The organism is Bacteroidota bacterium (genome assembly GCA_036522515.1).
Taxonomy (GTDB): domain Bacteria; phylum Bacteroidota; class Ignavibacteria; order UBA10030; family SZUA-254; genus VBOC01.
Genome location: DATDFQ010000024.1, coordinates 19,700 through 37,527, shown reverse-complemented (window position 1 = coordinate 37,527; position 17,828 = coordinate 19,700). Strand labels below are relative to the sequence as shown.

General features: G+C 51.6%; 17 protein-coding genes. 10 read left to right on the top strand and 7 right to left on the bottom strand.

The features are described 5' to 3' along the window. Window positions 1-139 precede the first annotated feature (139 nt). Window positions 140-496: a helix-turn-helix transcriptional regulator gene (locus VI215_03575; GenBank protein ID HEY6191387.1), complete on the top strand. Its 357-nt coding sequence runs from the start codon at window positions 140-142 to the stop codon at window positions 494-496. Further along, complete coding sequence (locus VI215_03570; protein ID HEY6191386.1) at window positions 493-1,788, top strand: type II toxin-antitoxin system HipA family toxin; 1,296 nt, start codon at window positions 493-495, stop codon at window positions 1,786-1,788. Before VI215_03575 ends, VI215_03570 begins: the two co-directional genes overlap by 4 nt. Before the next feature lie 108 nt (window positions 1,789-1,896). Here the strand turns inward: VI215_03570 and VI215_03565 are convergent, their stop codons facing one another. Genes VI215_03565 through VI215_03545 form a run of 5 tightly spaced genes read right to left on the bottom strand, consistent with a single transcriptional unit; the run spans window position 1,897 to window position 6,886 of the window. Further along, window positions 1,897-2,439, bottom strand: a complete 543-nt coding sequence (locus VI215_03565; protein ID HEY6191385.1) for a thioredoxin fold domain-containing protein — start codon at window positions 2,437-2,439, stop codon at window positions 1,897-1,899. Window positions 2,440-2,491: 52 nt separating this feature from the next. Then, complete coding sequence (locus tag VI215_03560; GenBank protein HEY6191384.1) at window positions 2,492-3,400, bottom strand: PorV/PorQ family protein; 909 nt, start codon at window positions 3,398-3,400, stop codon at window positions 2,492-2,494. Between the two features lie 3 nt (window positions 3,401-3,403). Next, window positions 3,404-4,330: a hypothetical protein gene (locus tag VI215_03555; protein HEY6191383.1), complete on the bottom strand. Its 927-nt coding sequence runs from the start codon at window positions 4,328-4,330 to the stop codon at window positions 3,404-3,406. A gap of 46 nt (window positions 4,331-4,376) precedes the next feature. After that, window positions 4,377-5,984, bottom strand: coding sequence for a hypothetical protein (locus VI215_03550; GenBank protein HEY6191382.1), 1,608 nt, complete (start codon window positions 5,982-5,984; stop codon window positions 4,377-4,379). A 5-nt stretch (window positions 5,985-5,989) separates the two neighbouring features. Continuing rightward, the gene (locus VI215_03545; GenBank protein HEY6191381.1) at window positions 5,990-6,886 is read right to left on the bottom strand and encodes a hypothetical protein; all 897 of its coding nucleotides are present in this window, start codon (window positions 6,884-6,886) and stop codon (window positions 5,990-5,992) included. A 625-nt stretch (window positions 6,887-7,511) separates the two neighbouring features. Here VI215_03545 and VI215_03540 point away from each other — a divergent pair. From VI215_03540 to VI215_03515, 6 genes are all read left to right on the top strand, one after another. Further along, a complete protein-coding gene (locus VI215_03540) occupies window positions 7,512-7,862 on the top strand; it encodes a hypothetical protein (protein HEY6191380.1) in 351 nt (116 codons plus the stop codon). A 40-nt stretch (window positions 7,863-7,902) separates the two neighbouring features. Then, a complete protein-coding gene (locus VI215_03535; GenBank protein HEY6191379.1) occupies window positions 7,903-8,565 on the top strand; it encodes a hypothetical protein in 663 nt (220 codons plus the stop codon). Then, the gene (locus VI215_03530; protein HEY6191378.1) at window positions 8,547-9,449 is read left to right on the top strand and encodes a sensor histidine kinase; all 903 of its coding nucleotides are present in this window, start codon (window positions 8,547-8,549) and stop codon (window positions 9,447-9,449) included. Before VI215_03535 ends, VI215_03530 begins: the two co-directional genes overlap by 19 nt. Next, window positions 9,442-10,077 carry a response regulator transcription factor gene (locus VI215_03525; protein HEY6191377.1) on the top strand — a complete coding sequence of 212 codons (636 nt, stop codon included), beginning with the start codon at window positions 9,442-9,444 and terminating at the stop codon, window positions 10,075-10,077. The genes VI215_03530 and VI215_03525 overlap by 8 nt, the downstream gene beginning before the upstream one ends. A 1,107-nt stretch (window positions 10,078-11,184) precedes the next feature. Further along, on the top strand, window positions 11,185-11,409 hold the full coding sequence (locus VI215_03520; protein HEY6191376.1) for a hypothetical protein: 225 nt from the start codon (window positions 11,185-11,187) through the stop codon (window positions 11,407-11,409). A 474-nt stretch (window positions 11,410-11,883) separates the two neighbouring features. After that, the gene (locus VI215_03515) at window positions 11,884-12,579 is read left to right on the top strand and encodes a hypothetical protein (GenBank protein ID HEY6191375.1); all 696 of its coding nucleotides are present in this window, start codon (window positions 11,884-11,886) and stop codon (window positions 12,577-12,579) included. A 184-nt stretch (window positions 12,580-12,763) separates the two neighbouring features. Here VI215_03515 and VI215_03510 read toward each other — a convergent pair whose 3' ends face one another. Beyond that, on the bottom strand, window positions 12,764-13,624 hold the full coding sequence (locus VI215_03510; GenBank protein ID HEY6191374.1) for a site-2 protease family protein: 861 nt from the start codon (window positions 13,622-13,624) through the stop codon (window positions 12,764-12,766). An 863-nt stretch (window positions 13,625-14,487) separates the two neighbouring features. Here VI215_03510 and VI215_03505 point away from each other — a divergent pair. Both VI215_03505 and VI215_03500 read left to right on the top strand, forming a co-directional pair. Then, window positions 14,488-15,588 carry a hypothetical protein gene (locus VI215_03505; protein ID HEY6191373.1) on the top strand — a complete coding sequence of 367 codons (1,101 nt, stop codon included), beginning with the start codon at window positions 14,488-14,490 and terminating at the stop codon, window positions 15,586-15,588. A gap of 105 nt (window positions 15,589-15,693) precedes the next feature. Beyond that, on the top strand, window positions 15,694-16,671 hold the full coding sequence (locus VI215_03500) for a sigma 54-interacting transcriptional regulator (GenBank protein HEY6191372.1): 978 nt from the start codon (window positions 15,694-15,696) through the stop codon (window positions 16,669-16,671). Window positions 16,672-16,726: 55 nt separating this feature from the next. Here the strand turns inward: VI215_03500 and VI215_03495 are convergent, their stop codons facing one another. Continuing rightward, window positions 16,727-17,821, bottom strand: coding sequence for a glycosyltransferase (locus VI215_03495; GenBank protein HEY6191371.1), 1,095 nt, complete (start codon window positions 17,819-17,821; stop codon window positions 16,727-16,729). Between the last annotated feature and the right edge of the window lie 7 nt (window positions 17,822-17,828).

Genomic DNA, 17,828 nt, shown 5'->3' with positions numbered 1-17,828 from the left:
TGTAGCTTAAACTATTCATTATATTGACTTCTTGCAGATAACATAGCTTAAAAGCTACACTGACATTTGCTTTGCTCAGAAAACTTGGTTATCTTATGTAGCTTCAAAGTTACGAACAGATAAATAATGTAGGATAATGATGCCTAAAAGCTACATGGAGAATTTGGAAGCAATGGCTGATCCCGCCATTGTCAAAGAAATAGGAGGCTTCATTCGGCAGATTCGACTGAATAAGAACCTGTCGCAAGCGCAGTTGGCACAAATGTCGGGCCTGAACCGTGTTACGATAAGCAAGATGGAAACCGGTCGCGCGCCGACGCTGCTCACCCTGGTGCAGGTGTTGAGGGCCCTGGATAAGCTGGATGTTCTCAAGGTCTTCCGCGAAGAGCCGCAGGTGAGCCCCCTGCAGCTGCTAAAACTCCAGGAGCGCCAGCGCATGAAAGCGTCGCCCCGCCCCAGGGCCCCGAAAAGCGACAGGAAGACACGTCTCGAATGAAAAGAGTCGCAAGGGTCAATGTATGGGGGACCATGGTGGGCGCAGTTGCATGGGACGATGCCCGTGATCTTGCCACGTTTGAATTCGATGAGTCATTCTTGAAAAAAGGTCTTGACTTATCTCCGCTCAGAATGCCCTTGGAAGAAGCGCGAAAGAGCAGGATGATCTATTCCTTTCCGTCGCTGAGCAGGGAGACCTACAAAGGGTTGCCGGGACTGTTGGCTGATAGCTTGCCCGATCGATTCGGAAACACGCTCATCGAAGCTTGGCTCTCCCAGCAGGGCCGCGACCCCGATAGTTTCAATTCTGTGGAGCGGCTCTGCTATACCGGTAGGAGGGGCATGGGTGCTTTGGAGTATGAGCCTGCGATCCATCCATTTGATGAGACCTCCCACGAGCTCGACATCAAGGAATTGGTGGATCTGGCAAAGGCGATATTGGCAGAACGAAAGAACCTCAAAGTCAATATTAGAGACAAATCAGGCGAGGGACTCTTGGAAATCTTCCGGGTTGGAACCTCGGCAGGTGGAGCAAGAGCGAAAGCCATCATCGCGTACGATAAGAAAACAGGAGATGTTCGCTCAGGTCAGATTGATGGCTTGGAAGACTACGAATACTGGATCATCAAGTTTGACGGGGTGAACGATAAGCAGCTCGGAGACCCCAAAGGGTACGGGAAGATCGAATACGCTTACCATCTGATGGCGCAGGATTGCGGAATCAAGATGACGGACGCCGAATTATTGAGAGAAGATGGCCGGGCTCACTTCATGTCCAAACGATTCGACCGAGAGGGGGTAAAGAAGCTCCACATGCAAACGCTCTGCGCGATCGCCCACCTGGACTATAACGATCCTCTCGCCAATTCGTACGAACAGTCGTTCCAGGCCATGCGGCAGCTCAAACTTCCCCACACCGATATGGAAGAATTCTATCGGCGAATGGCATTCAATGTGATCGCCCGGAACCAGGACGATCATACGAAGAACATCTCTTTCCTGATGGACGAAAACGGCGCCTGGAAGCTGTCCCCCGCGTACGATGTCACGTATGCGTACGACCCCAAAAACAGATGGATGAAGGCGCACCAGATGAGCTTGAACGGAAAACGCGATGGCATCAAGCGTAGTGACCTTCTGGAAGTTGCCCGGAGTATGAACGTCAAGAAATCCGGGGAGATCATAGATCGAATCTTAGAAACGGTTTCACATTGGGTCACTTATGCAAAGAAGGCCGATGTGCATGCGGATCAGATACAACAAATAAAGAAGACTCTGCTCCTCAAATTGTGAACCCGGGGGAGCCTCATCCATTCGTTCTACCCCCTAAGAACAGAAAACCTCCAGACGCTTCGCGCATCTGGAGGTTTCAAATGATCCCCTTCGAGGGACTATCCTCCCTCACTCCTTCGGGTTCTTCGGTTCGTTCATCTTCTGGTAGCTTTCCCACGTCATCGACTTGTAGTAATCCTCTCCGATGAACTTCGCGATGGTCAGGAATTTATCGGCGTCCACGTAGCCCGGGAGGGAAGTGATCGGGTCGCCCTTTGAGTCGAAGAAGATGATCGTGGGATAGCCCTTCACGCCGAACGCTCCCGCGAATTGGGGCTTCGTCGACTTCTTATCCTTATACGTGACGCTCGCGGTGTCTTCGGCGTTCAGCTTCACGACGTAGTAATGCTCGGTCAGGTAGTCCACCACCCGCTTGTCCGAATAGACATCCTTGTCCAACCTTTTGCACCAGCCGCACCAGTCCGTATAGACGTCGAGAAGTACCTTCTTTTTCTCGGTATTTGCTTTGGCGAAGCCCGTTTCAAACGGCTTCCAGCTCAATTCCGCCTTCGGCTTTTCCTTCGTGGATTGCGCGAATCCCGACGCGGGCATGCCCAGTGCGCTCAAAACAACCGCGTAACAGATGATTTTTATAGTAAAGGTTTTTGTCATATGGCCTCAAAGAGAGAACAGCATCAAATCACCTATCGTTCCGAACGATTTCTCAGTTAAATTCGATCATGAGCGAAAACGTATGCGTCGATCCCAGGTCGAACTTCGTGGGCGCAAACGCATAATCAAGTTGGAACTGCGAATATCTGAACCCCACACCCGCCGTGAACGATCTCGCGTCATAGCCCGTCATGTACCCGGCGCGCAGAGAGAGCGCCTGCCGGTAGTTCACTTCAGCGCCGACATGCAGGTGTGTCGTACTCTCGCCGGTGTACGAGACAAGGTCCGAAGCCAGCGTCAACGTTCCATCGAAGGATTCGATTCCCGTGACATAGGCCCCGCCCGCCCGGATGATCGTCGGAAGTTTTGACGCCTCCTGGTCGAGCTCGTTCACAGAGCCGAGGTTACTGACGGCAAGAGCGAGCTGGATGTTCCAGGGCGTCTGGTACCACCCGCCCAGATCGAGTCCGAACCCCGACGCCTCGTTGACGAGAATCTTCTCGTACAAAAGCTTTCCGGTGGCGCCGATGCTCAGGCACGAATCGACCATGTACGCCCCCGAAATTCCGACGGCCGCGTTATGCGAATCAAAGGTGCCTTGCGAAGGTCCGGGGTGGTCCCGAATCTCGATGTTGTTGACGCTCGTCGAGTTCACGCTGAGGCCGAGTGTCAGCTTGCTCATCGCGGCCTTTGCCGCGATATACTCCGTCCGGGTGTCCTGAATCCATTCCTTATGCATCAGAAGTAGCTGCGACGAGTGGTCGAGTGAAAGCGCCGCCGGATTGTAGTACATCGCCGAAGGGTCGGATGCGACCGCAGAGTACGCTTCACCCATGCCGATCGATCTCGCCCCGACGCCTAGCTTCAGAAACGCAAGTCCGGTCTGGCCGACCTGGCCTTCCCCCATGGAATGGGCGGCAAGAACCAGGGCGCACAATACGGGGATAGACCGGTAGGTCATGGATTAAAAAGCGGTCGAAAGAGTGATAATATGCATTCCCTGCGGAGCAAATGATTCGAACACGTACGCGTACGTCACCGCCGGCGTCAATCCAATAAATGAATTTCTGATAGTAAATCCAAGAGACGGTTTTGCCCCCGTCGCATCGCTGCTCGGGTCAATCCGGTCGATTCCCGCGCGAAGCGTGAGGTATTCGATGATGTAATACTCAGCGCCGGCCCGGAAAACGTTCGTCTGTTGTGAAGAATTCTCGAACTCCGCCGAAATCAGACCCAGGTTCGAAGGAAGGCGCAAGGCGGCACCGATCCGCCGGAGCGTGGGGAACTTGTCCGTGGTCGTCTTGCCGTTTTGATCGTAAATCGCCTTCGTGTCCCAGGTGTATTTCGAATTGAGGTCCTGTATCGCCCCTCCGATTGAAAGAAGATCCGTGAGTTGTGCGGAGAATCCCAGATCGAAACCGACCGTGGTCGACGTGACCTGGTCGTAGAGCTTGCTGTAATACAATTTCACCGCCACGCCCAGCGAAACCCGGTCCGAGACCCGGTTCGAAAACGCGAGATAGAACTGGTTCTCAGACGTCGAGAGATCCCCCGTCTTCTCGCCATCCCCATCCCTTCCGTCGATGTTTTTCACGCCCGCGTTGATAATTCCGAACGATACTCCCGCGGTGGGATGGATCGGCTGTGTGTAATTCACAAAATTCAGGGAGCGATCGAGCGAGAGAATCCCAAAAGTCAGCCCTGCCGACCTGTATTCGGCGAAGGCCCCCAATGAGGGATTATAATATGTTTGGATATCCCCGAAGTTGACGGCTGTCATGGCGTTCCCCATCCCCATCCCCCTGGCGCCCGATCCCATCCGGGCGAACGCACCCGCGCTTCCGGCTATCTGGGACCGGCTGAGCCCAACGCAGAGCAAGATACCGAGCAATGAAAATACAGCTTTCCTGATGATGCCTCTCACAATGGTTGCCATGTTACTGGAGCACCAGTATCTTCCCGAATTCCGGATCGCCGGTATCGGTCTTGATTCTGAAGAAGTACACCCCGTTGGCGACAGTTCTACCCTGATCGTCGCGCCCGTCCCAGATCTCGTCGAACTCCCCGCCGGAACGGGTGGCATGATTGATGAGGCTCCGGAGCCGGTTCATCCCGAAATCGAATATCTCGATGCTGACGTCTGGGCTGCAAGAGAGGCAGGCTCCGGCAAGGCCCGTGGCGTAATGGATTCGAACCTGCTCGAGGTTGGGAGCAAATGGATTGGGGTACGCATAGGCCGTCCCCGTGGCCCCGACTTGTTGATAGGCTCTCCGGACATTCCACCGGGCCCCGAAGCTATTCTGAGCGTTGTCGATTGTGGTCGCGATGCCGTCCCCTGTCCCCACAAAGACCGTATCCTCGATGACGGCAACCGAAAACATGCTGGCTCCGAGAATCGCCTGATGACTCGCGGGATCCGTGATCGTGGAGACGTGTGAAAAACTGAGGCCTCCATCGGGTGTCCGGAAAATTCCCTGGTCGGAAACGATATACGCAACAGAGTCCTTGAACGCGAAGGCATACGCTTTCACGCCCTGAAGGAGGTTCTTCCAGGAGAGCCCGCCGTCATCGGTGTAGCTGACGCCGTACTCTTCACTCGGATCCTGAGCCACCCAGTTCGTCGTCCAGACCCTGGTATGGCCCGGGAGAGGTTGTTCGTCGATCGCGATCACCCAGTTTCCGAGGATTGGGAGAGCTTCGTTCTGATGGGTGAAACGTTTCCAGCTTATCCCGCCGTCGGTCGACTTGTTGACTCCGCCTGCTGTCCCGCACCAGATGGTGTTGCCGTCATTCGTATGGACCCCGAACGCCAGGAAGTTATTGTTGCGCCTCGGGTCGAACCGGTCGTAGATCCGGTGTTGCTTGAGCGTGTCCGTAGGGCGGTAGGTCCAGAGCGTATCCGTCGGGTCGAGGGAGCTTCTGTTATCGGCAGGGAGAAGGATTCGTTCCCACGTCGTTCCGTTGTTCGTCGACTTTCGCAGTCCGCTCGCCCAGCTTGCGATCCAGACAGCTCCCGGGGAGAGCGCGATATCGAACGTGACGTTCTGTTCTGGGACGACGACAGGGAGGATCCAGATCGAATCATTGACTCCATAGGAAATGATGCTATCCCCCCGCGCGTCCTTCGTCTGGTTGACATGCTGCCATTGCGCGCCGCCATTAGTCGAAAATGCATACCCGGTCCCTGTCTGTACGGTTCCGTCGGTGATCTCCTTCTCGAATCCAGTGGAGGCCCAAATCGTGTCATGAAGTGTGGTCAGCGAAAAGATTCCGAGGTTGGAAAACGCGGGATCTGACTTGTAACTCTCCCACGATGCCCCGAAATCGATACTGCGCGCGGCTCCCTTGCTCGTCCCAATCCAGATGATGTTGGAATCTTGCAGTGTGAGAAGCGAGACGCCATTACTCGGGGGGAGGGAGGAATGAACCGAGACGGCGCTTGAAAGCGAGTATTGACCCAGGAATTTGGCCTGCCCGTATGCAGATCGCGGTTCGCTGATGAGCAACAGGAGAGATAACGCAACCCAGAAGTGCCACCCGTTCATCCGGCTCATGGGAGAATGGTGATGGTGTGGGAAATTGAATCGCTCAAAGCGCCCGACTTATCACGGGCCCAGAATCGAAATTCCTTCGTGCCGAGCGTGGCGGTGGAGTCGATCGGAATCACGAGTGAATACCGCCCGTCGGTTGCTACGGAATCGCCGTGCCCGCCCGATTTTCCATCGTCGAATAGCTGAAACTCAAAATTGGGACTCGAGGAGTTAATACTCTTGAAGAACACCTTGAGAATATCGGTTTCGCAATCAGGGTCGCTGGCGGAGACCGCGAAAAATACAGGGACTCTGCCGGTTACGGGCCTGTGGAGCGTGTCGGGTGCGGAAAGCCCGGCCAGTTGAGGTGGAAGATTGTTTCGGTCAATCACGAGCGAAGTACTGACGGAATTACTTGTCAAACCAATCTGGTTCTCGGCCACCACCACAATTCTGTATTCGCCGATGTCGCAGCGTGAAATATTGAATGAAAAGGTAGTTCTGTACGTCCCGATGGTATCCCGAAGGTAGTTCGGCAAAGGTTCCATTGTCCCGGAGGGAAGAAAGCTATTCTTTCCCGGCGGGGGCGCAACGATGAAGAAGATGCTTCCGGATGCGAACCAGCTCTGTTCCCCGGGCTGATAAAGAAAATAGCTTATCTTTCTTATCGACTCGAGCCGCTCGAGTGCGCGCACTACGACCGTCGCCGACTCTGTGATTGTGTAGGATCCGCCGCCCAGGTGGACCACCGCCGAGCCGGTGGTGGTGTCGAGGTTGGCAATTGGAGTGCTAAGCTGGAGGGAAGAAAGAAAAGGCGAATCGAGTGAAGAATCAACGATCCCGTCCTTTTCCTTCTCACAAGAGAGCAGGAAAAGGGCCGAGGAGAGAACCATACTATAAAAGAGAGAGCGCCTCATTCCATTCGAATATAAATAAAAAAACCGCGTGGTTCTGTATCCGGTCCTAAGATCAGGGAACCACCCGGTGATACAAAGCCCACTTTACCCGCTTACTCTGTTTGAACAACCAGAACGGCAAATTAAACGAGTAACAAAGAATCAGGCGCTGGGCTTTGAGAATTTTTGGCTGAAAGTATATCGAAGCTAACCAATTTAGGGGATAAAGTCAAGAAAATGAAAGCATTATCCAACTCTTTGTCGGAGCCGAGGTTTCCCCATTGGAGGTAAACACCTCCCCTTCGGGTAGGTAAAGACCTACCCCTCCAATAGGTATCAACCCCATTGTCCGGCGTCCCATGAATCGCTAGATTAGTCACACTGAAGTGATACCTGGCTGGAGAGGCGTCAATGGAGGGTGATAGGGATAGCGGCGGTTCCACATTGGCTGGACTTGAACGGCGGGGAAGCAGAGGTCAGGCGGAACTGACTTGTCGCTAGAAGAAGAACTTCTTCTTCGGGTTCACTCCAAATAAACCACATCCCAATCACCACCACGGAAGGAGTTTTTATGTCAAAACGCAACGTTCACCAATCGCCCCAGCACGCCAAATCGTCAAGGCGGTTTGGAATATATGGCTGGATTATGGTATCTTTCCTAACCTTGACAGGCCTGTTTCAGCAAGCCACGGCGCAGGTCGTTACAGGGCATGAGAATTTCAACACGACGCTCGATAGCGCCACCCAATTCACGCACAGATTCCAGGCGGCTATATTCGGTGAGTATTTCGGGCGCGATGGGATAATGGGAGTCCTGAATCAACCGAACTGTGTTGGGCTTCGAATCTACCAGGGTAAGAAGGCTGACGGATCTTCTGCATTCGTAGTGGTCGGCGTTACAGGAGACGGGCACGACCTGACCATGGGCCAGCTTCTGGAGAACGGACTTCCGTGTCCGCCGTTCTGCGACACGAACTGGGTGATGGTGAAGCATTGACGTCTCGATAGTTCCTCTGAACATCTAAACTCGCAAATTTATGGTGCTTCCCCTTTCCTCGTGGCTCAATTTGGCATCCGATTTCGTCCCTGTTGGGATGGGGATCGGGCGTAAATCATACTGGAGAGGGGGAGCAACCCTTTTTTTCAGTTTTGTTGTTTTGTGTCTGGTCGTCGAGGTGGCGAGCTACATAACTGGTTTTTTAAACATCAATAACCACTGGATACTCCATATTTATGACCTCTTAGAGTACGTGATCCTTATTCTGCTCCTTGCGGGCTGGCAGAAGGAGGCCGGGCATCCGTTACTGCAACGATTGCTTTACGTGAGCATTGGACTCTTCGCTATTCTCTGGATCGTGGCCAAAGTTGAGTTCGAAAGCTTCAAACGGTTCGATCAGTACACACATACTATTTCTGCATTGGTGCTCGTGGCGGTTTCTCTTTTCACACTCATCGACCTTGCGAGAAACGAGTCTTTATCGGCGAACAGAGAGGTGCCTCTCTACCGGACCTTCAAGTTCTGGATTTTAGTCGCGGTTTTCTCCTTTTTTTCCGGAAACACGTTTCTGTTCGGGATGGGCGAGATGATCATTGGGCTCAAATTCAAGGATGCGGTTACGGTTTGGACCCTCCACTGGTGGCTGAACATCACCGCAAACATTTGTTACGGAGTCGCATTTTGGTGCCTCAAGCCACGGTAGATCTCTGGTGGATCCTCGCGATAGGGTCGGCGATGTTCCTCGTGCTCGCAGGAGGGATTATTGCTTTGCTCCTCCTTCACGTCCGGAAAACAACCAAGCTGCTCTCCGAGGCGCGGCTCATGCAGGAGCAGCTTTCGAGTTTGTCGCAACAGATCCTTACCGCCCAGGAGGAGGATCGACTGAAGGTGAGCCGGGAACTCCACGACGAGATCGGCCAGCTCATGGCCGCCATCGACATCAATCTCACCGTCTTGAAGAAGGAGTTTCAAGCGGGTCCATCTCAACAAAACCGTCGCATCGATGTAATTCGAGGCTTGACGCAGGATGTCCTGACCCGGATCAGAAAAGTGCTTAAAGACTTGCGGCCCGTGGTGCTTGAGAGTGCCCGGGGAACCGGGAGCGACGGTCAAGTCGGAATTCTTGAGCCCCTGCGGCGCCTCTGCAGCGAGCATACCAGTCTGACCGGGATCCCGGTGAGCTTCCTCGAAGACGAAGCGGTTGAACAATTGAGCGAAGCGCATAAGATCGCTCTGTACCGGATAATTCAGGAAAGCCTGACCAATATCACAAAGCACGCGCAGGCGCAGCATGCAGTGATCGAAATGACCCAGGACCAGGACGAGAGTACAGGTGAGGCCTACCTTGATCTCGCGATCCAGGACGACGGTTGCGGCTTCGAGTCGGAAAGTGAGACGCGACAGCCGAACAGTTCCGGCCGGAATGCCGATAGAAAGTTCGGCCTGCTTGGAATTCGCGAGCGCGTGAAGAGTTTCGGGGGAACGTGTAACATAGCATCGGTGAGGGGGAAGGGGACCAGAGTCAGTCTCCGTATCCCCCTCCATCAGACTTCAGAAGGCAAAGGGAAAGGATCGAGCAATGGATAAAATTCGGGTACTCTTCGTCGATGATCACCCCATAGTCCGGAAGGGCCTCGTCTCCCTCATGAGCGCTGAAAAGGATATCCTGGTGGTCGGCGAGGGATCCGACGGAGACGAAGCGATCAAGCTCGCTCGATCCTGCGATCCATCGATCGTTATTATGGACCTCGCGATGCCGCACAAGAACGGCCTCTATGCGACGACCGCGATTCTCAAGGAAAACCCCAAACTCAAGGTGATCATACTATCCATGTCGGATGAGCCCGAGTCGGTCCGGCTTGCCATCCAGGCCGGGGTTTCCGGGTACGTGGTGAAACAGAGTATAACGAGCGAGCTTCTGAGCGCTATTCGGGAAGTCTCCAAGGGGAACGCATTCTTTAGCCCGTCAGTCGCAAAGGTGTTTCTCTCGCCGGCGGCGCCGAATGGATCGAGGGAATGGGAGCTGACACTTCGCGAGCGTGAAGTGCTCCACCTGGTCGCACAAGGAAAATCCAGCAAGGAGATCAGCACCCACCTCGAGATCAGCGTCAAGACGGTCGAAAAGTACCGTCAACAAATCATGGACAAGCTCGGCATCCATGAAGTAGTCGGTCTGACCAAGTTTGCCATCTCCAAGGGGATCGCAGAGCTGTAGCCCTTCAGTTCATACCTTCCAGATCAGCTCGGACGTTCCGAGCCTCCCACCAAACCTCCTATTTGCCGAGTAGGTGTCGACCTATTTGAAGGGTAGAAATCAACCCACCTCAAAGTAGGTATCAACCCCATTGATTTTTGAATAGGTAATCTTAGATTTGTCCGGAGTCATCCACTCTCAATCTTCTTCGAGAGCCCGGATGATCGGGGGAAGTATTAACAAGCATTCCAGCACGACGATTTACTCTGCGCTGGGCAAGCTCTAGTCCGGTCGCTTGTCCGGATTTCAAAAGTTTAGTTGACGTCTCACCTCGGGGGTTGGCCACACTTATTCGGAGGTAGTATGAAAAGTCTTGTTCGCGCTCTTCTCACACTAACTGCTCTTTCGTTCGTGTCTGTGTTTCCCTTGGCCGCTCAATTCACAGATCCCAGTGATGCCGCATTGGCTCAAGTACACATTTCCCCGCCTCAAAGCCTGTCACCATCATCCCTGCGAAGCAGGTTTGCCCAGGTATTAACAAGTGACGACGAGGTCAAAGTACTGGCTGCCGGACTTTCTAGTCGAGGCTTCAAGCCTCTAACTGCCTCAAGCAACTTCTTTGGGAGGACGACGACGCTTACCGGGGCGAATTCGCGGACCGGAAAAATCACACTTTATGTGCAAGACTATTCTAAAGCCGGCTCGTCAGACCGGGCCGCGCTCGTACAGATCAGGGTTTCATCTGGCGAGCGATCTGAGGTCCGCTCCATTTTCGTCATAGCTCCCTCGGGTAACTTTGCCGATACGGCTGTGGAGGAATATGGAGTTGATAAGGGTCTGAATCTAGTACGAAACCACAGTTGGTGGTCCTGTGTGAAGGAGCGGGTAAAATCAAAGTGTGGAACCGCTTGTGTCGGTTCGTTAGTGACTTGCACTGGAACTTGGACAGCCTATCTCGGTTGTGTAGCCGTTCGTTGCGGCGCTTGTTTGTTGAGTGCCTCAGCGTGTTGCGGCTGCGACTGTCGGTGGTGGTGCAAATGGGCAGCAGGATGCTGTAAGTAGTAGTCAGAATAATTCATAGGTGCAAACCGCCTAATCCAAAGTATCTAATAATCGAAAGGTACGAACATGAAGATCTTTGTGATACACGACCGCTCCGGAAACATTAGAGGTACTCTTGCATCAGATCGTGCCGGCGTCGATATCAAGTCGTCACATGACGGTCAGGTGCATGCCTTTGAAAAAACCGATCTGAAGAAAAGTGACTTACCCGGCTACCTTCACGATTTGCACACGAAACACAAGGTTGACCTCACATCTGAAAAGCCGAGAATTGTACCAAGGGGCGTTTAGGTCGTCGCCGAGGTGTGCCCTGTAACTTCGCTCAAAGACCAATCAATAACCAGGAAGGATGGGTAGAGTATGTCGAACGAACTCAATATTTCCGAGCTGTATGTGGGGACAATCGATGGCGGCTGGACATTTCAACTTTACATGTCGGGATGGGACCGCGATCGAGTAAGAATTTTCAATGTTGTTCCGGATTCTCTGGTACATCCACCCGGGGGTGGGTTAATACAGATTCCGGGTGGGCAGGATCTGGAGGTAACGAGAACCTGGAGCACCACGTGGACGGATCCGGGTGGCAATCAAGTGCTTCAATCTAACATGGAGATGACGAATCCGGGTCCGCACATGGTGACGTTTCATGTGCTAGTGGCGGAGACTGACAACTGAGACTGGAAATAATTTTAGAGTGGGGTTGGTGTGTAAACTGGTGCCCGTCAACGCCCTGACCTCAGTCTTCTCAAACTCAAGGAGGTGTTCATGTTCTTATCTGAATCACTTTTCTACCCAAGTCGTCTCGCGACGATGGTTTTTCTATTGGTTGTGCCTATCACCTCCTATTCCCAGAAGGAAGCACCGCCTGTGGCTGGCCTTCAGTCCACGGTGAAGGATTTGTCCGATTCGATTGCCTCGCTCAAGGCAAGGGTCTCAGCGATCGAAGGCAAATCCGGGCGAGTCTTTCACTTCGGTATCAGTTTGGGATTTAGGAGTATCACGAATGGCGGTGAGCATCTCGAGGAACCTACCTTCTCAGCGGACAGCTTCAAATTCGATACCTACCTGAGAGACCGCGGTTCGATGGTTATATCGGGCGTACTCTTAATAACTCCGTGGACGGATACCAATGACGTCTTTTTGTACCGCGTGGGATTTCTCGCGAATGTAAATCTCGTCGATCTGACAAGCGGGAACATAGGTAACTTTAACAGAAATGTCGAGGGCGGGGGCGGGGTCGCCTGCAGGCTCAGTGACAATTTCTCGCTGGGTCTAACGTATGAAAGGGTGTTTCATCGCTCGCTGACCGGATACTACCTGGAGAGGAAGGGCGTCAACTCCCACGACCAATTGACGGATGATCGGGGGCAGGTCATCACTCAGCTCGATCCTCAGAACGACCATTACTTCAGAGACGACGATCTTGACGCCATCTCAGTAAAGTTCATTTTTCTTTTTTGAGTGGAAACGCGTTTAGTCAGCCGTGGAGTCTTGAATTTTGACTGAGGCTGGTTGATCGTGAAATCGATCGGCGGCTTCCACACAAGCTCCCCCAGTGGTATGCTCCAAACATGCCAGTTGAGGTCTCCTCCGGCCGCCGAATTGGAATCCATAAACGGGCTCTGCTTCTCATGGAGCCTTCCAATCACTTCGCTCCCACCTCAAATATGGGAATCGGGGGAAACGTCAAGAGGAAAACAACAAACGTAGCCCACCCCAACTGTTTCCTTCCAGGACTTAGCTCAGACAGCTCCTCCACAGGGGGATGCTGCAGTTTTATGAGGAAGTAGAGCACCGCCGCCCAGAGGAGCCACCCAACGGTCCCAAGCTGGACGTTCGGTCCGAAGAGTGGAAGGAAGCTCGATGCCCCGATCAGAATCAACAGCACAAAGAAGACGCGGGCGATGATCCCTTGCTTTCGACCGACGAGAGCATAGAGTATATGTCCCCCATCGAGCTGTCCCACCGGAATCAGGTTTAGGGCTGTGATAAACAGGCCGAACCATCCAACACAAAGGAACGGGTAGTGGTAGATCTCATTCATGGGAGGAACGAATCCCCTGGTGCTGAAGATCTTCGCGAGGAACCAAAACAGCCCGGAGTAGCCGAATGTCAACCCAGTATCCGGAATCTTGTCCAGAACCCTGTACTCGGGGTGAATGGAAAAGAGATACTCTTTTGAGGGGAGGGTCAGGAACCCGACCATGAGAATAATGACAGTTGGAACGAGGCCGGCGATCGGGCCCGCGATGCCGATATCAAACAGCGCCTTCTTTGTGTGGAGCGGAGATCGGATGCGGATGACAGCCCCCATCGTGCCGAACGGATTCAGCAAGAATGGGGGGATCGGGATGTAGTATGGAAGCGTCGTTTTGACCTGATGGAACTTTGCCGCGAAGAAATGGCCGAACTCATGGAAGGAAAGTACAGTCAGAAGGCATAGTGAATAGGGGAGGCCAAGGGGAAAATTCCCCAGGTCGAATGGATCCTTATTCAACCATTGCACCCCCGCGAGAGTGACTGTAAAGAAGGTCGCGAGGAATAATATCGTATGTAGGGAATAGGTCGACCAATTTCTTGAGACTGCGGGACTAACTGCGGCGACCGATAGGTCTGGATACTCCGGAATGTTCCCCTCCATCTATGAAGAAACTTCGAAACCCTTTAGTAAATGATAACGAAAAGAGGTGAGAAAGGAAAGGCGGGGGATAAAATGAAAAAGGCTCTAACCCGGTTAGGGGTTAGAGCCTTATCTTGGAGATGAAGATATTACGGCTTCGGCGAAGACGGCAGATTTGGATTTACAGTTCTTGGTTTCGGCGAAGACGGCACATTTGGATTTACAGTTCTTGGCTTCGGCGATGAAGGAAGATTCGGGTTCACAGTTCTCTGTGAAGACAACCCTTGTTTTCCTGCGATCGAGCTTGAAGATACTGCGGCCTGGGAAATTGCTAAGTTTACTGCAACCACTAGAATGATAGTAGTGGCAAGTGCAGCAACACGTTTAACATTGCGGTAAGTGGAATTCGCCATATTAACTCCTATCTGAAGGTTTTAGGTTACTTTATCGTTCAAAACTGTGTTTTTCGCACTTGCATGGAAAACCGGGCGGTTTTGTAAGCAAGTAGGCAGTACAATGATACCGAACAACGCTCGAATTAACAATTAAAAGGCCTATACGAGTGGCAGAAAAGTACTCCAAATTTTGCCTGTGCCTGAAGTCACGTTTTTACGCATATTGAAAATTATTTGCGAATTTTCTTGACAAAGTTACACCTATTCGCTATATTTCGATACATCAAAGAGAACCAAGGCAACAAAGATGGACTCTAGAAGGGTTGAGTTATGAAGATATCCAGGAAGATTTTCTTGGGGTGGTTATCTATCAGTGCCCTTTATATTGTCGCGTTGCTAATTTTCCCCCATCGAGATGCTCCCCTTTCAAGCTTCTTAAACCGCATCATTCAATCCCTTCTCTTCGTTATATCGTTATTTATTTTTCTGAGGGAGCCTCAGCGTAGATCGCGGATAATCTTCCTCAACTTTACCGCCTATTTTTTCTTATCGATCCTTTCGTTCGGTTATGATTTTGTGGGCGAGGCCTTTTTTAGAGAGAAGTATGCCTCCCATATTTTCTTTCAGTACACTGCGATTGGATACGTCCTGGTGTTGGCAATCGCAATTGTATATCTGGTGATGGATCTGCTTTTCCAGCAATTCAAGGTTTATCAAAAATATCTCGCAACGATGGCTTTGGTGTTGGTATTCTTTGTTTACTATTTCTATCCAATGTTGCAGGATCCTCTCTATTTGTATTCGACTGAAGATATCAAGCAATACAAGACTCTTTCTAGTTTCGTGGATGATGGGCACGAAATCCCAAGTGCCACCGAGCTTGCCTCCAAGGTCCGATTGCAAAACTGGAGCAATGGGCAACCTATAGGTGATCTTTATCCACGAGAAAATATTCGGAGAATTGAAGTACTCGCACCATACCTAGAGGGTGAGAACTACATGGTGCTTCTATGGAAGCCGCTTTTTCTAGATACGATTTACATGAACGTGTTGATGATTGGATCCATCATCCTCTTCTTCGGTTATCAATACAAGAAGGACCCCCCTCAAGGCGCATACGTCGATAAGATCATGTTTCTGTTTCTCCTAATTTGTTCGATGGATATCGTTCATAATTGGGGCTTCATTAAGAGCATAGAGTGGAATTCTTTTGGCGAGATATTCCGAATAGGTCAATATGTTACTATCCTAATCGAGCTATTGATGGTCCTCTTTTTCAGCCTCAGACTCCGGTTCATCACCTCCGTGCAGGGAGAATTCTATGAGACTGAGCTCGCTACTAATCCCCAGCAGATCAGTCGCTGGAGAGATTGGGTGGACGAGATAGTCCTCGCAAAGTTTTTCAATTTCAAGATATTTAATGGTAGATTGTTCCAGAATCCAAGTGGTAAGTGATCGCCGAACCCACGAGATCACGAATAATTTCTAATTTCACACACAAAGGGAGATATGGAAAAGGATAAGAGGGTGAGGACCGTTGAGGAGAGAAAGCCGGGTGAGATGGAATACGCTATCATCGGCAAAAGTCGTGCGGTTGATCAACTCCTAAAACAAATTTCTCGCCTTTCCAAAATCCGGCGAGATGTCGTTATCATTGGGGAAGCCGGCTCGGGTAAGGGCGCCATCGCCAAGAACATCTACTCTTTCGAGCAATCGCCCGAGAGTAATACCCCCTTCATGTCTCTAAATCTGTCCGTCTTGGATGACAAGGAACTGGAAGCAGTCCTGTTCGGGTATGATCGCGGTACAGAGGGACTTCCGTACACGACAAAGAGGGGTCTTTTCGAAATTGCGAATGGCGGCACGGTTCTAATTGAAGAAATTGAAGAGGCGAGTTTTCGCAATCAAATGAAGATTCTTGCTTTCATGAACGAGCGGACGGCAAGACGCATAGGCGGCTCTCGTGCGGAACCAGTTGACATCCGGCTGATCGTAACCGTGAAAGAAGATCCTAAATCCCTCGTGGACAAGAGGAAGCTCCTGGAAGACCTCTTTAATAAGCTTTCCGATTTCGAGCGGATCGAAATCCCCGCGCTCCGAGAACGTCCTGAAGATATCCCGCTTCTCGTCAAGCATTTCGCAGCAGAACTTTGTAAGGAAATCGGTATAGGCGAATTGGTGATCGATATCAATGCGATTGATGTGCTCGTCCGCCAAAGTTGGAGAGAAAATATTAGAGAGTTGAAAGCCGTTGTTGATAAGTCGGTACTCTTCTCCAATGGTGGTCGATTTATGCTGCCACCGGAATTGGTCGACGAGAAGACGGAAGTCGTGAAGATGATCAACAATATCGCGACAGGCCAGGACTTCATCCTCGACAAGTCCCTCGATGCCATCGAGAAGGGGATTATCGAGCGCTCCTTGTCAAAATTCGGGTTCAACCAATCAAAAGCTGCCGGATTTCTCGGGATGACGGAGCAGACGCTACGATATAAACTGAAACGATTGAACATTACGAGTTCCCGCGCGCGCGCGTAAGGACTGAGGAAGAATGTTGGACAATGCCCCTGGTTATCAGGGGCATTTTTTTTGCTTAGAGGTTTCGCTCCTTCCAAACGACTTTACGGCTCAACTTTGCAATAATTGGTAACAGCAAAGCATAGAGAAAAAAATAGAGCTCGAAGGCGGGGAAATACTTTAGATAGGACAGTCGTCCGAACCGGCTCAGAGGCATCCAAAGTACCCAAAGGTCCATCAGCCCTAAGGAGGCGGCGGTCATTAGTACTAGGGAGGGGGAACAGAAGAAGCAACCTAGAAGCAGAGAAAAACGAAAGGCCCAGCCGATAGCCATGAATAACATTCCCCAAAAAATCATTTCCAGGCCACCAACTCCCCACCTTTGTTTCTGCCAGTATAATTGTTTCCATGTTGGGCAGGCTTTGCTTTTCACAAGAGTTTCCGGATTAACCGGGAATCGCACTTCAAAGTCGCTCTTCTCGAGTATTGCACGAACAAGAGAGTAATCCTCCGTGACGCTGAAGGGGATATTTCCGTACCCCCCAGTCATGTCGTAGGCTGTTCTGCGAACTGCGAAATTATTGCCAATCACGGTCAATGGGATTTTCCACCCGGCCGTCGATGAGGCCAAGCTGAATAGGAAGAGCCAGTCGAGTGCCTGCATGCCTTCAAAAGCACTCTCGGCTTCGAGAAGTGTATATCCTCCGACGATGCCGGTCCTTTCGCCAAAAGAACGAACTGTTTCCCTCACCCAGCGACGGGGGACGGTGCAATCAGCATCAGTGAAGATCAGGACCTCCCCCCGAGCGACTTCGATTCCACCGGAAAGGGCGTTCGCCTTTCCTCTAAGATTACCTTCACCTTTACTGGTTGAGACGAGCTCCATCCATGAGTGAATACTGACGAAGGACTGGGCGATTTCCCCTGTACGATCAACAGAGCCGTCATTGACTATGATCACTTGGAGCTTTTCCTTTGGGTAGTCAATCTCTGACAATGATTGAAGACATTCTCCGAGATGAGTTTCCTCGTTTCGCGCCGGCACAATAATCGAAATGGCTGGCTCATGACGATCTCTTCCATTGATTTTGGTAGCCCGCGATAGGCCCAACCTGAGAAAGACGACCAAAGCTCCATACAGGACTGCTGTGCCTAATAGAATAATTTCCATTATCATG